At 61.8% G+C, this 23,951-nt stretch carries 22 protein-coding genes and 2 pseudogenes; 12 read left to right on the top strand and 12 right to left on the bottom strand.

Translation table 11 applies throughout. From position 1 onward, the window contains the following. Positions 1 to 88: 88 nt before the first annotated feature. The 5 genes from AC1D2N_RS29740 (at position 89) to AC1D2N_RS29720 (ending at position 4,151) form a co-directional block, all read left to right on the top strand. Positions 89 to 856, top strand: a complete 768-nt coding sequence (locus tag AC1D2N_RS29740) for an SDR family NAD(P)-dependent oxidoreductase (RefSeq protein WP_196251451.1) — start codon at positions 89 to 91, stop codon at positions 854 to 856. Next, positions 856 to 1,773 carry a 2-dehydro-3-deoxygalactonokinase gene (locus tag AC1D2N_RS29735; protein WP_130651800.1) on the top strand — a complete coding sequence of 306 codons (918 nt, stop codon included), beginning with the start codon at positions 856 to 858 and terminating at the stop codon, positions 1,771 to 1,773. The genes AC1D2N_RS29740 and AC1D2N_RS29735 overlap by 1 nt, the downstream gene beginning before the upstream one ends. 13 nt (positions 1,774 to 1,786) lie before the next feature. Beyond that, complete coding sequence (locus tag AC1D2N_RS29730) at positions 1,787 to 2,428, top strand: 2-dehydro-3-deoxy-6-phosphogalactonate aldolase (RefSeq protein ID WP_018244997.1); 642 nt, start codon at positions 1,787 to 1,789, stop codon at positions 2,426 to 2,428. Continuing rightward, positions 2,425 to 3,312 (top strand): SMP-30/gluconolactonase/LRE family protein, encoded by an 888-nt coding sequence (locus tag AC1D2N_RS29725; RefSeq protein ID WP_130651799.1) that lies wholly within the window; start codon positions 2,425 to 2,427, stop codon positions 3,310 to 3,312. Before AC1D2N_RS29730 ends, AC1D2N_RS29725 begins: the two co-directional genes overlap by 4 nt. A 233-nt stretch (positions 3,313 to 3,545) precedes the next feature. Beyond that, positions 3,546 to 4,151 carry a PRC-barrel domain-containing protein gene (locus tag AC1D2N_RS29720; RefSeq protein ID WP_018244995.1) on the top strand — a complete coding sequence of 202 codons (606 nt, stop codon included), beginning with the start codon at positions 3,546 to 3,548 and terminating at the stop codon, positions 4,149 to 4,151. Between the two features lie 53 nt (positions 4,152 to 4,204). On the opposite strand, the gene AC1D2N_RS29715 is transcribed toward AC1D2N_RS29720, so the two are convergent. Next, positions 4,205 to 5,569, bottom strand: a complete 1,365-nt coding sequence (locus AC1D2N_RS29715) for a putative bifunctional diguanylate cyclase/phosphodiesterase (RefSeq protein WP_130651798.1) — start codon at positions 5,567 to 5,569, stop codon at positions 4,205 to 4,207. A gap of 126 nt (positions 5,570 to 5,695) precedes the next feature. Next, positions 5,696 to 7,417: a response regulator gene (locus tag AC1D2N_RS29710; protein ID WP_130651797.1), complete on the bottom strand. Its 1,722-nt coding sequence runs from the start codon at positions 7,415 to 7,417 to the stop codon at positions 5,696 to 5,698. A gap of 183 nt (positions 7,418 to 7,600) precedes the next feature. On the opposite strand from AC1D2N_RS29710, the gene mutL reads away from it, so the two are divergent. Both mutL and AC1D2N_RS29700 read left to right on the top strand, forming a co-directional pair. Next, positions 7,601 to 9,406: a DNA mismatch repair endonuclease MutL gene (gene mutL / locus AC1D2N_RS29705; protein ID WP_130651796.1), complete on the top strand. Its 1,806-nt coding sequence runs from the start codon at positions 7,601 to 7,603 to the stop codon at positions 9,404 to 9,406. 171 nt (positions 9,407 to 9,577) lie between these two features. Beyond that, the gene (locus tag AC1D2N_RS29700; RefSeq protein ID WP_003588271.1) at positions 9,578 to 9,808 is read left to right on the top strand and encodes a DUF2093 domain-containing protein; all 231 of its coding nucleotides are present in this window, start codon (positions 9,578 to 9,580) and stop codon (positions 9,806 to 9,808) included. A gap of 166 nt (positions 9,809 to 9,974) precedes the next feature. On the opposite strand, the gene AC1D2N_RS29695 is transcribed toward AC1D2N_RS29700, so the two are convergent. The 3 genes from AC1D2N_RS29695 to AC1D2N_RS29685 form a co-directional block, all read right to left on the bottom strand. Next, complete coding sequence (locus tag AC1D2N_RS29695; RefSeq protein ID WP_113542665.1) at positions 9,975 to 10,892, bottom strand: sugar ABC transporter substrate-binding protein; 918 nt, start codon at positions 10,890 to 10,892, stop codon at positions 9,975 to 9,977. Between the two features lie 78 nt (positions 10,893 to 10,970). Continuing rightward, positions 10,971 to 11,735, bottom strand: a complete 765-nt coding sequence (locus tag AC1D2N_RS29690; protein WP_130651795.1) for an ATP-binding cassette domain-containing protein — start codon at positions 11,733 to 11,735, stop codon at positions 10,971 to 10,973. Beyond that, the gene (locus AC1D2N_RS29685) at positions 11,732 to 12,790 is read right to left on the bottom strand and encodes an ABC transporter permease (RefSeq protein WP_477982537.1); all 1,059 of its coding nucleotides are present in this window, start codon (positions 12,788 to 12,790) and stop codon (positions 11,732 to 11,734) included. Before AC1D2N_RS29685 ends, AC1D2N_RS29690 begins: the two co-directional genes overlap by 4 nt. A gap of 99 nt (positions 12,791 to 12,889) precedes the next feature. Here AC1D2N_RS29685 and AC1D2N_RS29680 point away from each other — a divergent pair, with 99 nt between their 5' ends. Next, positions 12,890 to 13,774 carry a GntR family transcriptional regulator gene (locus AC1D2N_RS29680; RefSeq protein WP_018244988.1) on the top strand — a complete coding sequence of 295 codons (885 nt, stop codon included), beginning with the start codon at positions 12,890 to 12,892 and terminating at the stop codon, positions 13,772 to 13,774. Positions 13,775 to 13,860: 86 nt separating this feature from the next. Here the strand turns inward: AC1D2N_RS29680 and lpxK are convergent, their stop codons facing one another. The 6 genes from lpxK to AC1D2N_RS29650 all read right to left on the bottom strand — a co-directional run bounded on the left by lpxK (position 13,861) and on the right by AC1D2N_RS29650 (position 19,944). Beyond that, the gene (gene lpxK / locus AC1D2N_RS29675) at positions 13,861 to 14,898 is read right to left on the bottom strand and encodes a tetraacyldisaccharide 4'-kinase (protein WP_130651794.1); all 1,038 of its coding nucleotides are present in this window, start codon (positions 14,896 to 14,898) and stop codon (positions 13,861 to 13,863) included. Positions 14,899 to 15,179: 281 nt separating this feature from the next. After that, the gene (locus AC1D2N_RS29670; protein ID WP_130651793.1) at positions 15,180 to 15,902 is read right to left on the bottom strand and encodes an HAD family hydrolase; all 723 of its coding nucleotides are present in this window, start codon (positions 15,900 to 15,902) and stop codon (positions 15,180 to 15,182) included. Between the two features lie 9 nt (positions 15,903 to 15,911). Then, positions 15,912 to 17,231, bottom strand: coding sequence for a lipid IV(A) 3-deoxy-D-manno-octulosonic acid transferase (gene waaA, locus AC1D2N_RS29665; protein WP_094086640.1), 1,320 nt, complete (start codon positions 17,229 to 17,231; stop codon positions 15,912 to 15,914). 170 nt (positions 17,232 to 17,401) lie between these two features. After that, on the bottom strand, positions 17,402 to 17,650 hold the full coding sequence (locus AC1D2N_RS29660) for a DUF4170 domain-containing protein (RefSeq protein WP_018244984.1): 249 nt from the start codon (positions 17,648 to 17,650) through the stop codon (positions 17,402 to 17,404). Positions 17,651 to 17,711: 61 nt separating this feature from the next. Next, positions 17,712 to 18,521, bottom strand: coding sequence for a 3'(2'),5'-bisphosphate nucleotidase CysQ (locus tag AC1D2N_RS29655; protein ID WP_130651792.1), 810 nt, complete (start codon positions 18,519 to 18,521; stop codon positions 17,712 to 17,714). Positions 18,522 to 18,597: 76 nt separating this feature from the next. Further along, positions 18,598 to 19,944 carry a TldD/PmbA family protein gene (locus tag AC1D2N_RS29650; protein WP_130651791.1) on the bottom strand — a complete coding sequence of 449 codons (1,347 nt, stop codon included), beginning with the start codon at positions 19,942 to 19,944 and terminating at the stop codon, positions 18,598 to 18,600. A 119-nt stretch (positions 19,945 to 20,063) separates the two neighbouring features. Between AC1D2N_RS29650 and AC1D2N_RS29645 the strand changes: the two genes are divergently transcribed. From AC1D2N_RS29645 to AC1D2N_RS29630, 4 genes and pseudogenes are all read left to right on the top strand, one after another. Beyond that, a complete protein-coding gene (locus AC1D2N_RS29645; RefSeq protein ID WP_130651790.1) occupies positions 20,064 to 21,878 on the top strand; it encodes a monovalent cation:proton antiporter-2 (CPA2) family protein in 1,815 nt (604 codons plus the stop codon). A 120-nt stretch (positions 21,879 to 21,998) separates the two neighbouring features. After that, positions 21,999 to 22,370 carry a VOC family protein gene (locus AC1D2N_RS29640; RefSeq protein WP_047621943.1) on the top strand — a complete coding sequence of 124 codons (372 nt, stop codon included), beginning with the start codon at positions 21,999 to 22,001 and terminating at the stop codon, positions 22,368 to 22,370. Positions 22,371 to 22,373: 3 nt separating this feature from the next. Beyond that, positions 22,374 to 22,781: pseudogene (locus tag AC1D2N_RS29635) on the top strand (EVE domain-containing protein); the annotation flags it as partial. Positions 22,782 to 22,825: 44 nt separating this feature from the next. After that, positions 22,826 to 22,967 (top strand): annotated as a pseudogene (locus AC1D2N_RS29630) (IS481 family transposase); the annotation flags it as partial. Positions 22,968 to 23,062: 95 nt separating this feature from the next. On the opposite strand, the gene AC1D2N_RS29625 reads toward AC1D2N_RS29630, so the two are convergent. Next, positions 23,063 to 23,944: a patatin-like phospholipase family protein gene (locus AC1D2N_RS29625; protein ID WP_018244977.1), complete on the bottom strand. Its 882-nt coding sequence runs from the start codon at positions 23,942 to 23,944 to the stop codon at positions 23,063 to 23,065. Positions 23,945 to 23,951: the final 7 nt, after the last annotated feature.

Genomic DNA, 23,951 nt, shown 5'->3' with positions numbered 1-23,951 from the left:
GAAAGGCCACTGTAATTCGATAATTCCATATAGTCAAATTAAGTTCCAAATAATGGAACAACGATACGGTCGGGAGGCGACGGTGACCATGATGCCAGCAGCACAATTTCCCGAGTTCAAAGACCGAGCCGTGCTGGTGACCGGCGGCGGATCGGGCATCGGTGCTGCGATCGTCGAAGGTTTCGCGCGCCAAGGCGCCAAGGTCTCGTTCATCGATATCGCCGAGGCTGCCGGCCGCGAACTCGCCGACAGGCTGTCGCGGGAGACGACGCATCCGGTCTCCTTTCACCATGCCGATCTGCGCGACATCGAGGCGATCCGGCGCACGGTCGATAGCGTCATTGCCAGCTCAGGGCCGATCCGCGTGCTGGTCAACAATGCCGCCTGGGACGACCGCCATGAATTCGACGCGGTGACCGAGGCCTATTGGGACAACAACCAGGCGGTCAACCTCAAGCATGTGTTCTTCACCTCGCAGGCAGTCGTGCCGTCGATGCGGGTGGCCGGCGGCGGGGCGATCATCAATATGTCGTCGATTGCCTTCAAGCTGAACATGGGCGGCTTTCCCGCCTATGCGGCAGCCAAGGCGGCGGTCGTCGGGCTGACGAAGAGCCTGGCGGGCAGGCTCGGGCCGGAGAACATCCGGGTCAACTGCATTCTGCCCGGCATGGTCGTCACCGAGCGGCAGATGCAGCACTGGCTCACCGAGGAGAGCATTGCTCGCTCGGTCGAGGACCAGTGCCTGAAGGTCGCGCTCAAACCCGATGCGATCGTCGGTCCCTGCCTGTTTCTTGCATCCGACTGTGCGGCTGGAATGACCGCCCAGTCCCTGATTGTCGATGGAGGCGTTCTGTAATGGCAAATCCCGCTTATGTCGCGGTGGACTGGGGCACCAGCAGCTTCCGCTTGTGGCTGATGGGTAGGGACGGCACCGTCCTTGCCGAACGCCGCAGCGGCGAAGGCATGACGAGCGCGGCAAAGACCGGCTTTTCCGCGGTGCTTACCGGCCATCTCACAGCCATTGAGGCGCCGGAAAACCTGCCGGTGATCATCTGCGGCATGGCCGGCGCACGGCAGGGCTGGGTCGAGGCCGGTTATATCGACGTGCCGACGCCGCTTGCCTCGATCCTGACCGGGGCGGTCTCCGTACCGGGTGAAAGCCGCGACATCCGCATCCTGCCGGGCCTTGCCCAGCGGGACATGGCGACGCCCGACGTCATGCGCGGCGAAGAAACCCAGCTTCTCGGCGCGCTCGGCCGCGCAAGCTCCGGAGCGCAGGCGGTCTGCATGCCCGGCACGCATTCGAAATGGGTGCATGTGACGGACAGCAAGGTGACCGGCTTTTCGACCTTCATGACCGGCGAGCTGTTCGACGTCATCAGCAAACACACGATCCTTTCGCATGCCGTTGCCGGTGCGGCAGAGCAGCCAGCGGATGCGGCAGCCTTCGAGGCCGCCGTCTCGGCCGCTTTCGCGCGCCCGGCCCTTGCCTCCAACCTGCTGTTTGCCGCCCGCTCCGGCCAGCTCCTGCACGGGATTTCTGCCGCTGCCGCGCAAGCCCGGCTATCCGGCACGCTGATCGGCCTCGAAATCGCCGGCGCGCTGCAAGATGCGGCAAACGGCACCGACATCACCCTCGTCGCCTCAGGGCGCCTGCAGGCGCTCTACGAACAGGCCTTCAACACCCTCTCCCTTGCCTTCACCGCCATCGACGCCGACGCGGCCGTGCGCCGCGGGCTTTCGGCTGCCGCCGAAGCCATCTGGCCGAATTGAGAAAGCTGACACGATGAACCGTATCCCCTTCCCCGACATGAAACGCCCGCTGATCGCCATCCTTCGCGGCATCCGGCCTGACGAGACCGAAAGCGTCGTCGGTGCACTGATCGAAAATGGCCTGACGGCGATCGAGATCCCGCTCAACTCGCCGGAACCGTTCAAATCCATCGAGATCGCCGCGAAGATGGCACCGGCCGACGTGCTGATCGGCGCCGGCACGGTGCTGACCGTCGAGGCGGTCGACAGCCTGCATGCGGCCGGCGGCAAGCTGCTCGTCACCCCGAATGTCGAGCCCGAGGTGATTATCCGGGCGCGCGACTACGGCATGGTGACGATGCCGGGCGTCTTTACGCCGACCGAGGCGCTGGCAGCAGCGCGCGCCGGGGCCACCGGTCTCAAATTCTTTCCGGCCAGCGTGCTCGGCCCTTCCGGCATCACGGCGATCCGGGCAATCCTGCCGCCGGAGCTGATGATTGCCGCCGTCGGTGGTGTGTCGGATAAGAATTTCGGCGATTATACCAAGGCCGGCATCTTCGCCTTCGGCCTCGGCACCAGCATCTACAAGCCAGGAATGACCGCATCAGAGGTTGCCGAGCGCGCCAAGGCGACCATTTACGCCTATGATGCAGCCATTGGGAGCGTGAACGTATGACCGATATTTATGAGTTCGAGGGCAAAACACTTTGCAATACCAATTCCGTTCTCGGTGAAGGCCCGACCTATGATCCGGACAGCAATACCGTCTGGTGGTTCAACATCCTCGGCAAGGAACTGCACGAACTCAATCTTTCGACGGGCACGAAAAAGGTGCATCCGCTGCCTGTGATGGCGAGCGTGCTTGCCCGCATCGACGCCGGGCGGCAGCTGATCGCGACGGAAGAAGGGCTTTTCGTGCGCGACGTCGCAAGCGGCAACCTCACCTTCTACGCAGCACTCGAAAACGACAGGCCGGAAAACCGTTCGAACGACGGCCGCACGCATCCTTCCGGTGCACTCTGGATCGGCACGATGAGCAAGCGGGCGGAAAACCAGGCCGGCGCCATTTATCACGTCGCTAGCGGCAAGGTGACGAAGATCTTCAACGGCATCAGCATCCCGAATTCGATCTGCTTCTCGCCTGACGGCACGATCGGCTATTATACGGATTCCCGCATCAACCGGCTGATGCGCGTCATGGTCGATCCGTTGACCGGCCTGCCTTCGGGCGAGCCGATCGTGCTTGTCGACAGCATGGACGACCCCGGCGACATCGACGGCTCGGTGGTCGATGCCGACGGCTATTTGTGGAATGCGCGCTGGGGTGCCGGCGTCGTCGACCGCTACAGTCCGGACGGCCTGCGCATCTCGCGCTACAAGGTTCCTGCGGTCCAACCCTCCTGCCCTGCCTTCATCGGCGTCAATGCCGACCGCCTGGCGGTAACGACCGCCTGGGAAGGGCTGGATGAGGATGCCCGTTCGGCGCAGCCCAGTGCCGGCGCGCTGTTGGAACTCGGCATCGAGGTCAAAGGCGTGTTCGATCCCGTCTACGTGATCTGATCACGGGGTGATCAGAGGCCATCAGAGGCGCTCCCGACCGGGGCGCCTTTTCTCGTTTTAGCGGCGGTTCTTCGATAAATGTTCCGTGAAAATCGAGAAATTTTCCGTGTTTTCAACCGGAACCAATCGCTCCACCAGTCATTTCCCCTTCGAACCGGCGCGGCAACGAGACCTGAGAAACAGGTGTTGCCGCGCCAGCGAACACTCTAGGGAAAAACGAAGGTAGGTTCGAAATGACACGCAAACTTCTGACGACCGTTGCCGCTGGCGCACTGTTTGCCACGGCTTTCGTACCGGCGGCATTCTCGCAGACAGCCCCGCAGCCTGCGGATCCCGCTGCTCCGACCCAGGCGGCCCCCGCCGATCCGGCAGCACCGAAGCCGATGACGCCTGATGTCACCAAGCCCGCAGGCGATGCTGCACAGGCTCCGGCCGCAGCACCGACGGCAGACACGGCTCAGGCCGGCTATCTGACGGAACAGTCTCCGGACCAGGTCAGCGCCAACACCTATATCGGCCAGTCGGTATATAACGGCAACAATGAAAGCATCGGCAGCGTCAACGACCTGATCCTGAAGAAGGATGGCGGGTTTGTAGCCGCAATCGTTGGTGTCGGCGGCTTCCTCGGCATCGGCGAAAAGAACGTCGCCGTGCCGATGGAAAAGATCACCGTCGCGCAGAACACCCAGGACGGCAGCGTCAAGCTGACGACCAGCGAAACGTCTGAATCGCTGAAGGCCGCACCTGAGTTCAAGACGCTGGCAATGCTGGCGGCCGAAAAGGCTCCGGCTGCGACCGGTACCGACACCACGGCAACCGGCTCGACCACGCCTAAGTAATCCGTGCGTGGTAGTATAGCGTAGGCGATGGCGCTCCCAGGGGCGCCATCGTTTTATGCGCTGACACGCTCCATCACGGTCGGATCATAATAATTCTCGTGCAGGAAGCGCAGCGTGGCGATACCGTCCGCCGGACGGCCGAAATGATAGCCCTGGCCCATGCCGCAGCCGAGCGTGCGCAACTTCACCGCCTCGGCATAATCCTCGATACCTTCCGCCACGACTTCCAGTTCCAAGCCCTCGCACATGGTAAGGATCGCCTTGACGATGTGTTCGGAGGCGCGATCGGAATTGATGCGCGAGACGAAGGCACGGTCGATCTTGATCTTGTCGAAGATGAAGTCGCGCAGGCGCCCGAGGCTCGACTGACCGGTGCCGAAATCGTCAAGCGAGATGCGCACACCGGCGGTGCGCAGATCGGTGATGATGCGATGAGCGGTATCGGCCGAACTCATCACCGCGGTCTCGGTGATCTCCAGCTCCAGGCGATGCGGATCGAAGCCGACGCGCCCAAGGATCGACAGGACGCTGCTGCTCGTGCCCGGATCCATCATTTGGGCCGAGGAAAGATTGAACGACAGAAAGAGTTCGCGCGGCCAGGAAAGTGCTGCTTCGGCAGCTTTACGCAGCAACGCCTCCGACAGCGCGTCGATGAAGCCGCGCTCTTCGGCGAGCGGCACGAAGACGCCGGGCGACACGAAGCCGAGATCGGGATCGTTCCAGCGGGCAAGCGCCTCGAAGCCGACGACCTGATTGTTGGACAGCGAGACGATCGGCTGGAAATGCACGTCGATCGCATCCGAGATGATGGCGTTTCTGAGCGCCTGCTCCAGCTGCGTGGCGCGCTTCATTTCCTGCGCGATCTCGCGCGAATAGACGGTGATCTGGCCGCGACCGCGGCGCTTGGAACGGTAAAGGGCGGTCTCGGCGCTCTTCAGCAGTTCCTCGCAATCCTCTCCGGCGAACGGATAGATGGAGAAGCCGAGGGAAGCGGAGAGACGGACGTTGCGGTCGCCGAGGTCGTAAGGGGCCGATAGCACCTCGCGGATCATCTGGCCGAATTTCTCGGCGCTCGCCCGCTCGAAGATCAACGGCAGCACGAAGGCGAATTCGTCGCCGTCATGGCGGGTCACAAGCGCGCCGTCAGGAATACAGGCCCTGAGACGATGGGCGACCTGGCAGAGGATTTCATCGCCGGCTGTCGAGCCGAACAGATCGTTGATCGGCTTGAAACTGTCGAGGTTGACGATGCCGATGGTGAAGGGGGCCGGATCGCTGGCGCGCTCGGAAGAGATCTGCAGGACCTTCTCCCGCATGCGATTGCGGTTTCCCAATCCGGTCAGCGGATCGGTATAGGCCATCGCCTGAAGCTCATTCTGACCCACGGTCAAGAAAGCTATTTCCGCCGATTTCATCATGCAAACCCGAGCTTCCCCCGCAGCCATGCAAAAGAATGACCGGCATGTCTTAACAATTCGATAGGAAATCAGCGGCCTCCGCCGCCTGAAACGCCCAAAATCTAGGGAGTTGACGGGTATCGCCTTCTAGTTTCGCGCCCGCATAGCCTCGTCCAGCAGGTATTTCTGAAACACCGTCTCAAGCATATCGGGGCTGACGGGTTTCATGATGACGTCGTCCATGCCTGATTTGACGCATTCGGCGCGGTCGCGCTCGAAGGCCTGGGTGAGCACGCCGATGATCGGGGTGCGGGTGCCGCCGCCGGTTTCCTCCATCTGCCGGATGAGGCGGGCGGCCTCGAAGCCGTTGAAACCGGGCAGGGAAATATCCATCAGCACGATCTGCGGCCGGTGCTCGGCCCAGAGGCGCACGGCCTCGTCGCCGGTCGCTGCCAGCATATGGCGGTAGCCGAGGCCTTCGAGGATCTGCGAGAAGACGATCTGGTTGATATCGTTGTCTTCGGCCACGAGAACCTGCAGGCCGACCACATCGTCGGAAATGCTGATTTCCCAATCCGTATCCGAACCGGCAGCGCTGCGGCTGTTGCGATTGAAATGGCGGGCGATCTGGAATGTGAGCTCGTTGGCGATCTGGAAACCGTCCATGACGAGCGCCGGGATGCCGTATTGCTCGGCAAGCTCGAGGCAGCGCATGCCCATCTGGTTGTCGATGATCAAGAGATCGAGCGAGATGCCGGAGGAGGTGGCGATTTCCAGGAACCGCTCCTCTTCGTCCTCGCCGCGGACCGAGCAGGATTCGAAGCCGTATTTCGTCAGCGTCCGCAGCGCGGCGGTCTCGGCTGCGAGGTCGGCAGTGACGACGAGGACCTTGCGGCCGGAGAAATTCTCCGGAACGATCGCTTCCATCGCCGCCGGTTCGCGCCGCTCGCCGCCGGTTGGTACCGGTACATAGGCCCGGCGGTAGCTTTGATTGCTGGAGGCGGTGATCGCGGACGCTTGGCCGAACTCATCGAGATCGGCGCCGTCGCGCGGCAGGTCCTGCATGGTCGATACCAGGAAATAGCGGCCGGGCTTGCCGATGCGGTGCTTGCGGCTGACGATGTCGCGCTCGATGCCGTCGCGGGAGATCTGACGCTGGCGAGAGACGGACATCTCGCCGGTCTCCAGCACGTGGCGATCGCTCTCCTCGAAACGCTTGGCAATCTCCTCTGAAAAAAGATCACCGCTCTTGCGCCCGAGCACCTCGTCGGCGCTCGTCTGATATTTCTCGCAAAAGGCGAGATTCACCGCGACATAGGTGAGGTTGCGGTCCTTGACGAAAAGCGGAAACGGCAGATTGTCGAGAATGTCCTCGGTCAGCTGCACGCGCTCCAGATCGGAGCGCCATTGCTCTTCGCGCTTCTTGTTCTCGGAAATGTCGGAGATGATGGTGACGCCGTAACCACCCGGCAGCCTGCGCTTGACGAACCGGACCCAGCTGTCGGCTCCGTGGCGCTCGACGGCGTCGAAGCGCTCACGCCAATGCGAGGCGATTTTCTGCGACAGCCAGTCCTCGCGGCTCAGTGAGCCGCCCTGCCTGACATCGTACTGCTGGCGAATGCCGGTGTCGTACATCGCACCGAGGAAATCGCGAAGCCGCGTGCCCGGCTTCAGCATTTCGGCGGGCAGCGGAAAGAATTCGAGGGTCTGGCGGCTTGCGAAGATCAGATGATCGTTCTTGTCGTAGATGATGAAAGCTGCGGAAAGGCTGTCGCACACCACATCGAAAAGCGCCGTCTGCAGATCGGCCTCGGCGGGAGACCCATCGATTTCTGATGATGTGTCCGCCTTTTCGAAGCCGGCACTCATTCCATTGCGTCCCACATCTGTTCGATTTCACAGCTTCCGGAAGTATGTGATTAGAAATGCCATTTTTATGTTAAAACCGGCTTAACACTAGCCACCCCCAAATTCGGAGACGGCGGTAATCACGCTTTGGGAAAGCGCATCGAAACCCCTTCCCTCCGGCCCGCGAATCCCCGAAAATAGCCCATGGCCATCAGACAGCTTTCCGAAACGCTCATCAACCAGATCGCCGCCGGCGAAGTCATCGAACGGCCGGCGAGCGCTGCCAAGGAACTGATCGAAAACGCGCTCGACGCGGGCGCGACGCGCATCGAAATCGCCACGGCTGGCGGCGGCAAGGCGCTGCTGCGCGTCAGCGACAACGGCTCGGGCATGGACGCGGCCGATCTGGAACTGGCGGTCAGGCGCCACTGCACCTCGAAGATATCGGAGACGCTCGAGGATATCCGTACGCTCGGCTTCCGCGGCGAGGCGCTGCCCTCGATCGGCTCGGTCGCAAGGCTGAGCATCGCAAGCCGCAAGCGCGACAGCACCGGCGGCCACGAGATCGCCGTGACCGGCGGCAAAATCGCGCATATGCGCCCGGCTGCCGCCAATCCCGGGACGATCGTCGAAGTGCGCGACCTGTTCTTTGCCACACCGGCCCGGCTCAAATTCCTGAAGACGGAGAAGGCCGAGGCCGGCGCCATTACCGAGATCGTCAAGCGCATGGCGATCGCCTTTCCGGCGGTGCGCTTCGTGCTGTCGGGTTCGGACCGCACGACACTGGAATTTCCGGCGACCGGCGACGATCATCTGGCGCGCATGGCGCAGGTGCTTGGCAAGGAATTCCGGGACAATGCGATTGCGCTCGACGCCGTGCGCGAAGAGATCTCGCTGACCGGCTTTGCCGGCGTGCCGACCTTCAACCGTGGCAACTCCGCTCATCAATATGCCTTCGTCAACGGCCGGCCGGTGCAGGACAAGCTGATCCTCTCGGCGATCCGCGGCGCCTATGCCGAGACGATCCCATCCGGACGCTATCCGGTGGCGGTGCTGTCGATCACGCTCGACCCCGCTCTCGTCGACGCCAACGTGCATCCGGCAAAATCCGACGTGCGGTTCCGCGATCCTGGCCTGGTACGCGGTCTGATCGTCGGCGCCATCCGCGAGGCCTTGGCGCGCGACGGCAGCCGAGCGGCAACGACCGGGGCGAGCGACATGCTGCGTTCCTTCCGCCCCGGCTTCCAGCCGAATACCCAGCGGCCGCAGGTGGGCGGATGGTCGGCCGAAACGTCGCCCTCCCGGCCCTATCAGCCGACAACGGGTTTCGGCGAGCGGCCGCAGGCGTCCTTCGACGGGCTTTCGATGCCGACGGCACGGGCCGAGCCACAGTTTTCGCCGCAGCCGGCAGCCCCCGAACCAAACGCACGGTATCCGCTCGGCGCGGCGCGGGCGCAGATCCACGCAAACTATATCGTTGCCCAGACCGAGGACGGGCTCGTCATCGTCGACCAGCATGCCGCGCATGAGCGGCTGGTCTTCGAAGCAATGCGCAAGGCGCTGCACTCCAAGCGGCTGGCCTCTCAGGTGCTGCTCATCCCCGAAATCATCGACATTCCGGAAGAGGATTGCGACCGGTTGATGCAGCATGCGGCCGAGCTTTCCGAACTCGGCCTTGCGATCGAGCGTTTCGGCCCAGGCGCGATTGCCGTGCGCGAGACGCCGGCAATGCTCGGCGAGGTCGATGCGCATGGGCTGATCCGCCAGCTTGCCGACGAGATTGCCCATTGGGACACGGCGTCGGGCCTATCGGCCAAGCTCGAATATGTGGCGGCGACCATGGCCTGCCACGGATCGGTGCGTTCTGGACGGCGGCTGCGACCGGAGGAAATGAACGCGCTGCTGCGGGAAATGGAAGTGACGCCCGGCTCCGGCCAGTGCAATCACGGCCGGCCGACCTATATCGAATTGAAGCTGAGCGATATCGAACGGCTTTTCGGCAGAAGCTAAAAAAGCTGGAAAAGCAGTCCTTTCGGGAGTATGGCAGACTAAAGCGTGTCGCGATCTTTCAGATTGGCTTGCCACGCTTTAGGTCTTTGGTGTTCCGCATGTCGTGATCGCAAAACCGCGGCACACTTTTGCGCGACATGCTTTAATGACAGACTGCAGGGAACGGAGCGCATGAATTTGTTCGAAGGACACGGAAACCGCGAGGCGAAGATCCGGTATCTCGATGGCGATTTCCAGATTCTCTCGCCCGGCTCCTATGTCGTCTGCGCGATGACGGGAAAACAGATCCCGCTGGATGAATTGCGCTACTGGAGTGTTGCCCGGCAGGAGCCTTATGCCGACGTGATCTCGGCGATCGAGGCCGACAAACGCGCCGGCGTGCTGCCGAACCAGCGGCGCTAAAGCGTCGCGCGGCTCACCATCGATAACGATCAGCCAAGGCTTTGCTGAAGGCGTGCTGGCCGTACCGATAAAAGATTGAAATCTGGGCACAACGAGCGGTCACTCGCCGGCCCGCCCAGCGAAGGACGGACCGTTTGCGTGATCCGATCCCCACAGGGGCGACGGTTCACTTGAATTTCGCCATATTCTCCGGCGTCACGAGCGCAGCGCCGGAGTCAATCAAGGACTCAACCTTCTCTCCGCGAATCGATTTTACCAGCGCATCCACACCGAGTTCAGCCATCTTGGTGGGGAACTGCGCAACCGACGCATCCTCGACTCCACTCTTCAGCGCTTCCTCTTCGCCGCAGCAGAAATCGAAACCGACCAGCACAATCTTGTCATTGGCGGTGCCAGCGTTCTTGATTGCGCGCGCCGCGCCAGCAGCGGGCGGGCCGCAAGCGGCATAAATGGCCTTGAGATCCGGGTTCTTCGTGAGCAGATCCTCGGCGACACTGATCCCGAGCTCCTCGGTGCAGTTTGTTGCGCCTTTCCCGACGATCTTGACATCAAGCCCGTTCAGCCCTTCAAGCATACCGTTCACGCGGTCATCAAGCGCCGGCACACCGGGCACGCCCTCGAGAATCCCGAGCGTGTCGCCGGCTTTAAGAACGGTTTTGAGATATTCGCCAGCGATTTTGCCCGCAGCGAAATTATTGGTCGTGGCAAGCGCCGTCCTGCCTTTCCAATCCGGAATGTTGTTATCCATCAGCACGATCTTGACACCGGCCGCCACCGCCTTGTCCAGCGCAGTGGACACGGTGGGATCGACGGGCGTGAGGGCAATGCCCTGCACGCCTCGTGTCACCATGGACTCGATCTGTGCAATCTGGCCCTCGATGTCGGTTGCCGATGTACCTTGCCCGTAGATGATCTCGACGCCGGGATTTCTCTTTGCATAATCTTTGGCTGCGTTCTCCATTGTTGCGAAGAACGGTACAGGGAATTTGGTTATAAAGCCGAGTTTGACCGGCTCCTGCGCCCAGGACGGGACTACAGCGACGGCCAGGAGCGCAAGAGCGCCCAGCAGGGATTGCAGTTTCATGATAGACCTCCCATGTTTCGACCGCCCTCCTCTAGAGCGATCTCGTTGTCCGCTGCCCCAAAGAAGCAGCGATCTCCTTTAAGCCTCGGCGCCGACAATCATCGCGACAAGGTCCTGCTTGTTCGCTTGCGTTGGCTTCAGTTCACCCACCTTGCGCCCCTGCCGCAGCACAACCGCCCGATCGGCGATTTCGGCGACATGCTCCATATTGTGCGTGATGATGATCACGGCATTGCCGTCGGCTTTGAGCTGATGGATAAGGTCAAGAACCTGGCGAGACTCGCGAAGACCGAGGGCGGCGGTTGGTTCGTCAAGGATTACCAGCTTGCGCGCAAAAACAATGGCGCGCGCGACCGCGATCGCCTGTCGCTGTCCCCCAGACATCAGCGCGACCGGCGCATCGAATCTCGGCAGCTTAACCTTCAGGCGATCGATGACGCTAGCTGCTTCCCGCTTCATCAGGCCCGTGTTGAGGAAGCGGAGCGGACGCGGCAGCCAGGAGGGGAAAGAGATTTCTCGTCCGCAATAGAAATTCTGTACGGGGGTCAGGTTGTCGAAAAGCGCCAGATCCTGATAGACGGTTTCAATACCGGCGCGGCGGGCGGCGGCCGTTGAATGGAGCGATACGGGCGCACCATCCACGAGGATTTCTCCTTCGTCGAGACTATGAAGCCCACTGATGCATTTGACGAGCGTCGACTTGCCGGCGCCGTTGTCACCCAAGAGAGCGGTTACCTCACCTGCATAGGCATCAAAGCTTACATTTTTCAGGGCATGGATGGCGCCAAAGCGCTTCTGGGCGTTTCGAACCGAAAGTGCCGGTGTGGTGGATGCAGTGTTCATTGCACTCTCGCCGATTGAAGCACGCGCGCGCGCGCCTCGAGATGGTTACGAAGCACGTCGGCCTCTACGGCGATGACGATGACGAGCCCAATCGCGATCATTTGAAAGAACACGTCGACCCCTAGAAGGTTAAGGGCGTTGCGGATGACGCCGATCAGCACCGCGCCGATCAGGGCGTGGCCGAGATGGCCTCGTCCGCCAAGGAAGCTGGCGCCACCGATAATCACCGCAGCAATCGTGTCGAGTTCCAAAAGATTGCCGTAGATTGGCGAGGCGGCGGCGGTCCGTCCTGCGAGCAGCACCGCGCCGACACCTGCACAAAAGCCGCAAATAATGTAGGTTGCGAGCAGAACGCCCTTTACCGGGATACCCATGCTTCTGGCGGCATTCGGCGCGCCGCCGACCGCATAGATCCAACGGCCAAAGACAATCGACTTCGTCAGGATCAGAAAAAGAAGCGCGAACATCGCAACGGCAAAGAAGGAATTGGGCACACCAAGCGTCGTACCGCCACCGATCGCGGTCACTGCATCGGGCATCCCGCGCATGGTGGTGCGGCCGGGCGCCAATGCAAGTGCCAGACCGCGGCAGATACTCAAGGTCGCAAGTGTAATGATAAAGGGGTGTGGCAGCCGACCGTAGACAAAGACCAGGCCGTTGACCGCACCAATGGCAGCGCCGGCAAGCAGCATGGCCATAATGACGACGACTGAAGAATCAACCTGCTGATAGACAAGTCCGCCGATGACTGTTGCCAGCGCAAGATTCGAGCCGACAGACAGGTCGATGCCGCGCGTCAGGATAACGAGTTGCTGCCCCATTGCTACAACAGCAATCACTGCAGTCTGCGCCAGGATGTTCCCCAGGTTAACCGGCTTTAGAAAAGCCGGCGTGATCAAACTGACGACGGCGATGAGCATAATCAGGATCAATAGAGGGCCAAGGCTCAATAGCTTCAGTCCGAATGTGATGCCAGATTGTCTCGGCTGGAAGGTTGCATCGTGCGAACCACCAGGCCGGGACGAATTCTGAGGCAGAATCCCGGAGTCTTCCAAATTCCCCTAGCCTCCCCCGTTTTTTATACATAAGAAACATATGATACACGTGCGTCAAATTGTTTTTTATGGATATCTAATTATATCACGAGTTGCACTATGAGAACGGATACGACTTTCAAGCGGGCATTCAATGATATGATCGATATCATTCGCACGCTCGATCTTGGGGCGGAATTGCCGTCCGAAAATGCACTGCGCGCCCAGCTTGGCGTGAGCAGAACAACGGTGCGGAAGGTGCTGGCGGGGATGTCCGCACGTGGGATCATCATATCTGAAGCACACAGGCGGATCATACGTGAGCAGCCACGACAGAAAGAGCGCTATCCGAAGAAAGAGACCTTGGCAATTTCGGAACAGGTCGAGACGAGCTTCATGGAATGGATGCTGCGCGGCGATGCCTGTCCGGGCACAGAAATCAACGAGGCGGAACTAGCTCGGAAATTCGGCGTCGCGACAACGATTGTCCGTGAGTTTCTCAATCGATTTCAGAAATATGGGCTGATCGAGAAGCGTCAGAATGCAGGCTGGGTTTTTAAAGGGTTCACAGCCAGTTTCGCACTCGAGCTGTTCGAGATCAGAGAGATGTTCGAAATGCGCTCCGCACGGCTTTTCGCTGCCCTGCCCGACGGGTCGCCCGTCTGGAAACAGATCCAATCTATGCGGGCGGCACATTTGGAACTGCTCGCGGATATCGACGCCCGGTTTCAGGATTTCTCGGAGCTGGACAGCCGGTTCCACCGGCTAATTACCGCAGTCGCGCCAAACCGCTTTATCGAAAGCTTCCAAGACGTGATAGCCATGGTCTTCCACTATCATTATCAGTGGAACAAGCGTGATGAACGCGCCCGGAATGAGGTCGCCATCAAGGAACATCTCGCCCTGATCGAAGCCCTCGAAAGCCGCAATATCGCCTTGATCGATCGCGCATGCCGGTTGCATCTGACTTCCGCCCGCGAAACTTTGCTTCACTCGATCGCGTGATAGCGTTGCATCTGGAGATGTACGCAGGACGAGGCGTTTGCAGCTGCCTGTTAGAGCCGTTCAGCCTTTCCTGGAATCGTTTTAACTCAGGCCTTCATCTCCCGCAGCCTCCGTTCGCGGCAGGCGACGATCGCCCGGTCAATGATTAAGCTGGGGGCGAGGTGATCCTCGAAGACCATGTCGACCTCGATCACCCGGCTCTTTTCGACGAGCCGTGCCGCCTTGCCCTGATGGCCGGAGAGGCGGACGAAATCCTTGGAGGTGGTGACGATCAATAGACCTTGACGCTCGGCAGTCGTCAGGATGTCGTCGATCTCCTCCTCGGTCAGGTGCTCGTGATCGCCGAAGGACTTGGCGACGACGATCTCGGCGCCGCGTGATTCAACGGTGCGGAAAAATTTGGCGGGATCGGCGATGCCTGCGAAGGCGAGTACCTTCGTGCCGGCAAGCGTATTGTCGCCGCGCACTTTCAGCGATGCGGTGAAATAGGGCTTTGCCGCGCGCGCCGCCATCCGGACGATCCTGTCGGCGGCATTGCCGCCGCCGACCTTGAGCAAGGCCGTCGCAGAACGCAGCTGCTGACGGATCGGCGCGCGGACCGGCCCGCCCGGCACGATATGGCCGTTGCCGAGGCCGCGGGTCGCATCGATGACGAGCAGGGCATAGTCGATCGCCAGCCGGGCGCTCTGGAAGCCATCGTCCATGATGATGAGATCGGCACCCTCCGCCACCAGGCGCGCAGCCCCTTCGACGCGCCGGCGGGAAATCACCGTCAGCGCTTCCTGGGCAAGCAGCAACGGCTCGTCGCCGACGGCGCCCGCCCGGTGATGATCAGGGTCGACCACCGTCGTCACATCGAGCGAACCGCCGTAACCCCTGCTGAGAAAGCCGGGTTTCAACCCCTTCGCCTTGGCGGCGCGGGCGATCGTTAGCGCCGTCGGCGTCTTGCCGGCGCCGCCGACGGTGAAATTGCCGACGCAGATGACGGGAACCGGAACGGAGGCGCGGCGCGCATGGGCCATGCGGTGGCCGGCGATACGGCCATACAGAAAAGAAAGCGGCAGCAGCAGCCAGGCCCGCCAATCGGCTTTCCTCCACCAGAACGGTGGCGCTTCGGATATCATCTTGCCGTCCCGCTCCCCTGCCCGGCTTGTTCTCACGCAGTCCCTTGGGAAAGTCGCTGCGCGCTTTTCCCGGCAAAACCGCTGTGCACTTTTGCTGGAATTGCTTTAGCCACAGCCAGCCCCTTGCTTCTCGACCGGCCGGATTGAGAAGCCAAAACCTGAAAGAATGCAAGCCTTACGGCACCGCGCCTCCGATAGGACGCATCAAGGACGCTCTACGACTTTGAACCGGCACTTAACCGCGAAAATCGATTCCGATGTTCGCGGTTAAGTGCCGGCGGTCAGGCGGGCTGCAGGTCCGGCAGCAGGGTCTCGATGGCGGTGATATCGTCAAGCACGTGATCGGCTGCGGCGGCAAGCGTCTCGCGCGAACCGGTGCCGGTCAGCACCGCGATCCTCAGCCCCGTCCCGGCATTCAGACCCATATGCAGATCGTGGTTGTTGTCGCCGACCATGGCGACCTCTTCAGGCGAAAGACCGGTTGCAGCGCAGAAGCCGAGCACCATGCCGGGCTCCGGCTTGACGCCGAAACCGCTGTCGTAGCCGGCGATGTAATCGACATAGGGGGCAAAACCGAAACGTTCCGCCGTCTGGCGGATCGATCGTTCATTGTCGCTGGAGGCGACACCGAGCTTGAAGCCGCGCCGATGCAGCCGGGCGAAGAAACCGGCAAGATCGGTCACCGGCACGGAAAATTCAGCAGCGCTGGAAAAGAGCTCGTCAAGGCGGACCGTCAGTTCGCCGACATCGACCATCGAGCCCGCGGCAACGAGACCCTCAGCGATCTGGCGGGTATTGCCGGCAGCAAGCAGGCTGTCGGGAACGATATGGCCGGTCACCGGATCCATGCCGCAAGCGGAAAGCAGCCGGTCGGCGAGAAGCTCATCCCCCTGGGCTGCGATGCGGGCAAGCTCGCGGTTGACCGGCAGCCAGCTCTCATCATAGTCGAGCAGCGTACCGTCCTTGTCGAAGAGAATGCCTTTGATAGGGGACGCTGCCGACATCATATCTCCTCAGACCTGGGCCACGGCCTTGGGCAACAGCCGCGCCTTCACCGTCAGCGGATTGATATAGGGTTCCAGCCCCTTCACTGTCGCAGTCAGCGCGCCGCGCATCTCGTGCACGGCAGTGATGCCGGCCTCGATCATGTTGCGGCGGGCGTCGTCGTTGATCAGCAGGTAATGCACGCCCTTGGCCAGCATTTCGGTATCACGCACCATGCGGGCGCTGCCGCTGCGGGCAAGCTTCTGATAGGCATCGCGGAAATTCTGCACATGGCCGCCGGAGAGAATGGCGCAGCCGAGCATGGCAGGCTCCAGCGGATTCTGGCCGCCTTCGGCAAAGAGCGAGCGGCCGACGAAAGCGATTTCCGTCAGTCTCAAATAGAGGCCCATTTCGCCGATCGTATCGCCAAGGAAGATATCGACATCGGCGGACAAGACATCGTCGCGGGTGCGGCGCGCGACCTTCAGCCCCTGCTTGACCAGGGCCGCTTCGATCTCGTCGCTGCGCTCGGGATGGCGCGGCACGATGATCGTCAATTGATGGTCGCGCTCCCTGAGAGCCCGGTGAACGATGGCGGCGGCATTCTCCTCGCCGTCGAAGGTCGAGATCGCCGCCCAGGTCTTGCGCTCGCCGATCTGCTTCTTATAGCGGGCGAGGACAGCGCTGTCATAAGGTGGTGCGTCGGTATCGACCTTCAGATTGCCCGAGGTGATGACAGGGACAGCGCCGAGATCGCGGAAACGTTCGGCATCGACATCCGACTGGGCGATGACAAGGGCAAGATTCTCGAACAAGGCTTCGGCGATCGCCGGGCGCCGGCGCCAGCGGGCAAAGGAGCGGTCCGACATGCGGGCATTGATCAGGATCTGCGGAATGCGGCGGTGGCCGAGTTCCAGCACCGTTGCCGGCCAGATCTCGGATTCGGCGATGATGGCGCAATCGGGCTGCCAATAATCGAGGAAGCGGCTGACGGAGGGCTTCAGGTCGAGCGGCACATATTGGTGGATCGCTTCCTGGCCGAGGCGCTCGGCGGCGAGCTTGGCGGAGGTGATGGTGCCGGTCGTCAGGATGACATGAATGTCGCGGCGGCGGATTTCACGGATCAGCGGGATGACGGCGTTGGTTTCACCGACGCTTGCGGCATGAAACCAGACGAGCGGGCCTTGCGGCCGGTTGGCGCTCGGATAGCCGAAACGTTCCAGGCGGCGGGCCCGGTCTTCCTTGCCCTTGGCCGTGCGGTAGGTGATATAGAGGCCGACCACAGGAGAGGCCACGGTTCCCGCCAGACGGTATGCGTTCAGACCGAAGCGCGCCATCCGGGAGCTCATTGCGCCAGCCTCCGATCAAAACCGATCGACATCAAACCCATTCCCTAATTATCGTTGCGGCCGCAATGGCCGATTAATTTGTTCAGAATGCGTCCAACAATCCGGATCGACGGCGCCCGATGCACCAAAGCCCCGCTCGACGAGCGGCCGGCCGGCAGCACTTGCCAAGGTCAGTTGCCCCTGGCCTTTTCCTGCGGATCAAGCAAACGATGCATGTGGACGATGAAGTAGCGCATATGCGCATTGTCGACCGTCTGCTGCGCCTTCGCCTTCCAGGCCGTCAGCGCCGTGGCATAATCCGGGAAAATACCGACGATATCGAGACCCTGCAGATCACGGAACTGGACGTCATCGAGGCTTTCCAGTTCGCCGCCAAAAACGAGATGCAGAAGTTGCTTCTTGTCACCGGATTCAGTCATTTTTTGTTCTCTTTCTGCCTATTCTCCTCCGCCACCCATCTGCGGGATTTTGACGGAAACGTCAACTGTCTCGTCGCCCCGCAAAGGCCGCGAGGAATTCGCCGAGGCGGGGTGTTGGGGCCGCGCAGAGGACCTTGTGGGTGACTTCGGCACGGTTGTAGACGATCGGCTGGCCTTCGATGTCGACGAGACCGCCGCCAGCACAGACAAGGATCAGATCGGCGGCGGCAAGGTCCCAATCATGGGAATTGCCCTTGACGAAGGTGCCTTCGAGACGACCGTCCGCCACCATGGCGATGCGATAGGCGAGCGAGGGAATGTATTTCTCGCGCGTCACCCGGTCGCGGAATTCCGTCGGAAAGGTCTTCAGCAGGTCGTCGCCGATCGCAAGGCGGCTCATCTCTTCCGCTCCGGCGGCCGAAACGGTGAAGGGCACGCCGTTCTTCAGCGCCACGCCGCCCTCAACCGCCTCATAGAGCTCCTCGAGCGCCGGGGCATAGAGCACGCCGGCCACCGGCCGGCCGCGATGAACCACCGCGACGCTCACGCACCAGACCTTCTGCCCGCCGAGGAAGGCGCGCGTGCCGTCGATCGGATCGACGATGAACAGCGTCTCGCGTGAGAGACGCTCGGCATCGTCGTCGGTTTCCTCCGAGAGCCAGCCATAATCCGGCCGGGCCTTGCGCAGGATGGTCTCGAGCGTCTTGTTTGCAGCGAAATCGGCAGCGCTGACAGGAGAACGATCCTCATTCTTCCACCAGACCTCGGGAGACTGGTTGAAGAAGCCGAAAGCGACGGCGCCCGCCTCTCTCGCAGCATCGGCGATCAGCGTGAGATCGCTTTGCCACCGGGCTTTCTCCATGTCGCTCATCAGATCAATCCATTTCTGAACTACAGTTGGAGCATGATGTCGTCCGAAAACCGCGCACACTTTTCGGCATCATGCTCTAGCGTCCGGCAAGCGTCATGCCTTCGATGGCGAAGGTGGGGGCCGCGACGCCGAACTTGCGATCGATGTCGTTTGCCGGCGTCAGGCGCATGAACATCTCCTTGAGGTTCGAGGCGATCGTCACCTCGGAGACCGGGAAGGTGAGTTCGCCGTTCTCGATCCAGAAGCCGGTGGCGCCGCGGCTGTATTCGCCGGTGATCATGTTGACGCCGTGGCCGATCAATTCGGTGACATAAAAACCGTTGCCGACGCTGCGGATTAAATCCTCCGGCGAGATGTCGCCGGGTTCCAACGCAAGGTTGGTGGAGGAAGGCGAGACGGCAGTGCCGCCGCGTACGCCGCGGCCGTTGGTCTCGAGGCCGAGCTCGCGCGCGGTCGAGGTCGAGAGGAACCAGTGCTTCAAAACACCATCCTCGATCATGACAAGCCGCTCGCCGGACACACCCTCGCCATCGAAGGGCCGCGAGGAGGGCCCACGCACGATCAGCGGATCGTCGGTGATCGACAGTCCCGACTTCAGCACCTGCTGACCCATTCTGTCGCGCAGGAAACTGGACTTCCGGGCGACGGAAGCACCATTGATCGCACCGGCGATATGGCCGACGAAGCCGCGGGCGACACGCGGGTCGAAGATCACCGTGACGTCCTTGCCGGTCGGCACCTGGCGCGGATTGACGCGCTTGATCACCCGTTCGCCGGCGCGACGGCCAATTTCAGCGGGGTCGTCGAGCTCGGCATAATAGAGACGGCTGTCGAAATCATAATCGCGCTCCATGCCGGTGCCTTCACCGGCGATGACGCTGACGGAATGGCCGAAGCGCGAGGCCATGTAACTGCCTTCGAATCCGTGCGAGGTGGCAAGAACGAGGCCGCCCATGCCGGCTGAGGCGCCGGCGCCGGAGGAATTGGTGACACCCTTGACCGCAAGCGCGGCCGCTTCAGCCGCAAGACCCGCCTCGCGCAGCATCTCGGAGGAGACCTCCGTGGTATCGAGCAATTGCAGGTCGGGATAGGATCTCGAAAGGCTCGCCTCATCCGCCAGGCAGGCGAAGGGGTCTTCCGGGGAAACCTTGGCCATGGCAACGGCGCGTTCGGCAAGCGCCTGAAGATCGAAGCCCGGATTGGCCGAAACGCTGGCGACGCGCTTGCCGATGAAGACGCGCAGGGAAAAATCGTCGCTTTCGGAGGATTCCGTGCCCTCGACCTTGCCGAGGCGCACGCTGACCGATTGCGAGCGCGACCGGACGACGACGGCATCGGCGGCATCAGCCCCTGCCTTCCTTGCCAGATCGATCAATTGACTTGCGCGGGAAAGAAGTGTCGAGGAATCAATTTCAGAGGACATGATTTGGCCTTTCCTTCGGCTTCCATTTATTGTGCACTCTCCCAAGCATCAAGGCCGCCGCCGCCGATTCTTTATCGGGGCTGCCTGCGTGCTCCCTGCCGTTGAAAGAAATTGTCAGCATGTCAGCGCCCAATGCCCTTTTTTCCGAAACGATCCTGCTGCTTGGCGGCGCGGTGGTCGCCGCTCCGATCTTCAAGAAGCTCGGGCTCGGCACGGTGCTCGGCTACCTCGCCGCCGGCATCGTCATCGGCCCGGTCTTCCACGGCATCACCGATGGCGAACAGATCCTCGCCGTCGCCGAACTCGGCGTCGTCTTCCTGCTCTTCATCATCGGACTGGAGCTGAAGCCCACCCGTCTCTGGCAGATGCGGCGCGACATCTTCGGCCTGGGCACGGCGCAGGTGGTGCTGACGGGGCTGGCGCTGACCGCACTTGCCTGGTTTTCCCAAGTTCTCGACTGGCGCGGCAGCATCGTTGCCGGATTTGGCCTGGCGCTGTCTTCGACCGCCTTTGCCATGCAGATCCTCGAGGGCGACGGCGACGTCAACACCAGGTACGGGCAACGTTCCTTTTCGATGCTGCTGTTCCAGGACCTGGCAATCGTGCCGCTGCTGGCGCTGATCACCATCCTCGATAGCGGCGACAAGGGCAACAACGCACCGCTGTTGGATTTCGCGGTCGCCGTCGGTGCGGTTGCGGCGATGATCGTCATGGGACGCTACCTGCTAACGCCGCTTTTCCAGATCATCGCCCGGACCGGCGCGCGCGAGGCAATGATTGCCGCCGCCCTCTTCGTCGTCATGGGATCGGCGAGCCTGATGCAACTTGCCGGGCTTTCGATGGCGATGGGCGCCTTCTTATCCGGCGTAATGCTTGCCGAATCCTCCTACCGGCACGAGCTGGAGGCGGATATCGAGCCTTTCCGCGGCGTGTTGCTCGCTATCTTCTTCATCGCCGTCGGCCTGTCGCTGGAACTCGACGTTCTGGCCGACAACGCGCTCTTCGTCATCGTCGCCGTGCCGATCGTCATGGCCGTCAAGGCGATCGTCATCTATGGGCTCTGCCGGATCTCGGGCTCCCCGCACGACGATGCGATCCGCATCGCCTTCCTGCTGCCGCAGGGCGGCGAATTCGGTTTCGTGCTGTTCACCACGGCGGGTACGGTCGGGCTGATGTCGACGAGCACGGCCTCGCTGCTGGTCGCGGTCGTCACGCTGTCCATGGCGCTGACGCCGATCGGATCGGCCCTTTCGAAGCGGCTGCTGCGCGGCGACGAGCAGGAGGAACTGGACGAGGATTTCGAGGGTGCCAGCGCCGACGTACTGATGGTCGGCTTCTCGCGTTTCGGCCAGATCGCCGCCCAGATCCTGCTTGCCGGAGGGCGCAGCGTCACCGTCATCGATTTTTCGGCCGACCGCATCCGCCAGGCCTCCTCCTTCGGCTTCCGCATCTATTTCGGCGACGGCGCCCGCAAGGACGTGCTGCGCTCGGCCGGCATCGACCGGGCGAAGATCGTGCTCGTCTGCACGCAGAAGAAGGAAATCACCGACAAGGTGGTGGAGCTGGTGCAGGCCGACTATCCGCAGACGCGGCTCTACGTGCGCTCCTACGACCGCATCCATTCGATCGAACTGCGCAACAAAGGTGTCGACTACGAGCTGCGTGAAACGCTGGAATCGGGCCTGCTCTTCGGGCGGCGAACACTGGAGGCGCTTGGCGTTTCCGAGGTCGACGCCTATGAAATCGGCGAGGATATCCGCAAGCGCGACGAGGCGCGTCTGGTGCTGCAGGTGTCCGAAGGGCTGCAGGCCGGGCGCGACATGCTGTTTTCCCACCCCGTCCGCCCCGAACCGCTGGTCAAGCCGAAACGTGCTGCCGATCCCTTCGAGGACGATCCGCTGGCCGGAACCGCGGATGCGACGGCGGACGCTTAGATCAACTCCAGGACGTGCGAAGCTTGAGCGTGGCGAACTCGCCGCCGGGGACTCGCTGCTGCCAGAATCTGTCAGCATGCTTCTGTAGGTGTCCTCCTGACTGACAAACAGGAGCTTACCGTGATCGACAGCAACAGCATTCTACTCTTCGTCGCCGACGCGCCAAAGAGCGCCAGCTTCTATACCCGACTGCTCGGGCTGGACGCCGTTGAGGCCAGCCCGACCTTCGCCATGTTCATCCTGCCTTCGGGTCTGGCACTTGGACTCTGGGGCAAGACGGGCGTTGAGCCGGCTCCAGCTCCCACGGGCGGCGGCTGCGACCTCGGTTTCAAGGTGGCGACAGCAGACCTGGTCGATACGCTTCACACCGAATGGCAAGGCAAGGGCGCGACCATCCTTTTGCCGCCGACCGACCTCGATTTCGGCCGTAGCTTTGTCGCGGCGGATCCCGACGGGCATCGCCTGCGCGTCTATAACGTGGCGGAAGGCTGAAACATGTCCCGCAACTGGATCGCAGTGGCATCGGCAAACCATGTACGCATCGGGCGGGAGGCGGGTTTCATGCAGGTTTGTCACGGAAAGGCCGCTCCGCTTAGGCGGAGCGCGCCTGGTGACTGCGTGATCTACTATTCGCCGACCGAAACATTTGGCGGCAGGGATCGGCTGCAACCGTTGACTGCAATTGGCATGGTCAAGGAAACTGATGCATATCAGGTGGAAGTTCATCCCGACTTCCGCCCCTGGAGGCGGGATGTCGCCTGGTGGCCGGCCATGGAAACGCCTATCCGGCCACTGCTCGACCGACTATCCTTCACAAGCGGTCGGGCAAGCTGGGGCTATCAACTGCGCTTTGGCCTCTTCGAGATCGACAATGACGATGCCGAGCTGATAGCCGAAGCGATGCTCGGTAAAACGCCCGCGGAATTTGGGCTGCCCGACCGGTCTGGAACCTCCCGAAAAACCGCACGGGCCCCAGCCTCCGTTTCCTTGACCCGTCCATCTTCGCGCGGGTCTGCACGACCCACCGCACTGAACATCGGCTGACCAAGCCTTCATCCGTGGACCAACGGCCAATCCGAGCGACAGAGCGGTTCAGCTTTTCATTGAAGCGCAGAGCCGCTCTAACTTTTTGTTCTTACGCAATTCCGGGCGGAAAACCGCTTCGCACTATTCCTGGAATTGCTCTAGCGCTTCAGCCGAGCCTCGATTTCCCGGTCGAGGGCGAATTTCAAATCGTCCTTGACGCCGACGGACATGGCGAGGACTTCGCGGGCTTTGAGGAAATCCATAACGCCGGTGCGGCCGACCGTCGGGCGCAGGAAGATATGCGGCGGGCGAAGCTTGAGCTTCAGCGAGATCGCCGTCTGCATCATCAGCTGGCCGGAACCGAAGATACTCTCCATGCGGTTCGGAATATGGGTGCCGTCGCCTTCCGGCGCGCCGACGACATCGATGCCGACGACGATGTCGGCAAGATCCATCAGGCATTCATAGGGCACCGGATTGCTGATGCCGCCGTCGATCATCACGCGGTCGCGCAAGCGCACCGGCATGAAGACGGCGGGAATGGCGGACGAGGCGGCGAGTGCGGGAAACAGTTCGCCCTGCTCGATGATGACTTCGCACTGCCCGTAATAATCGGTGGTGATCACCTTCATCGGAACCAGCAGGTCCTCGAAGCGGGCCGGCAGTTCGGACGGCAGGAAGGCCTTGAGGATCCGCTCCAGATTGAACTGGCCGATACGGATACCCTTGGCCACCGCATCGCGCACCGTCGCCGGCCTCAGCCCCCAGATGCGAGCAACGACCGCCGTCTTGTTGCCGACGGTCGTCAGCGCATGTTCGCGGATTTCGGCGCCGGACATGCCGGCAGCCATGCCGGCGCCCATGATCGCGCCCATCGACGAGCCCGATACCGCCACCGGGCGGATGCCGAGTTCATCGAGCGTCTCGATGATGTGGATATGAGAAAGCCCGCGCGCGCCGCCGCCGCCGAAAGCGACCGCAACCGTTGGCAGATCGCTGATCGCGGGCAATTTCGGGCTGATGATCTCTGCCTGCTGCACGCCCGCC

Source organism: Rhizobium sp. P1_B8, from assembly GCF_056406515.1.
Note: the sequence above shows the minus strand (reverse complement) of the source record. Positions and strands in the feature narration are given on the sequence as shown.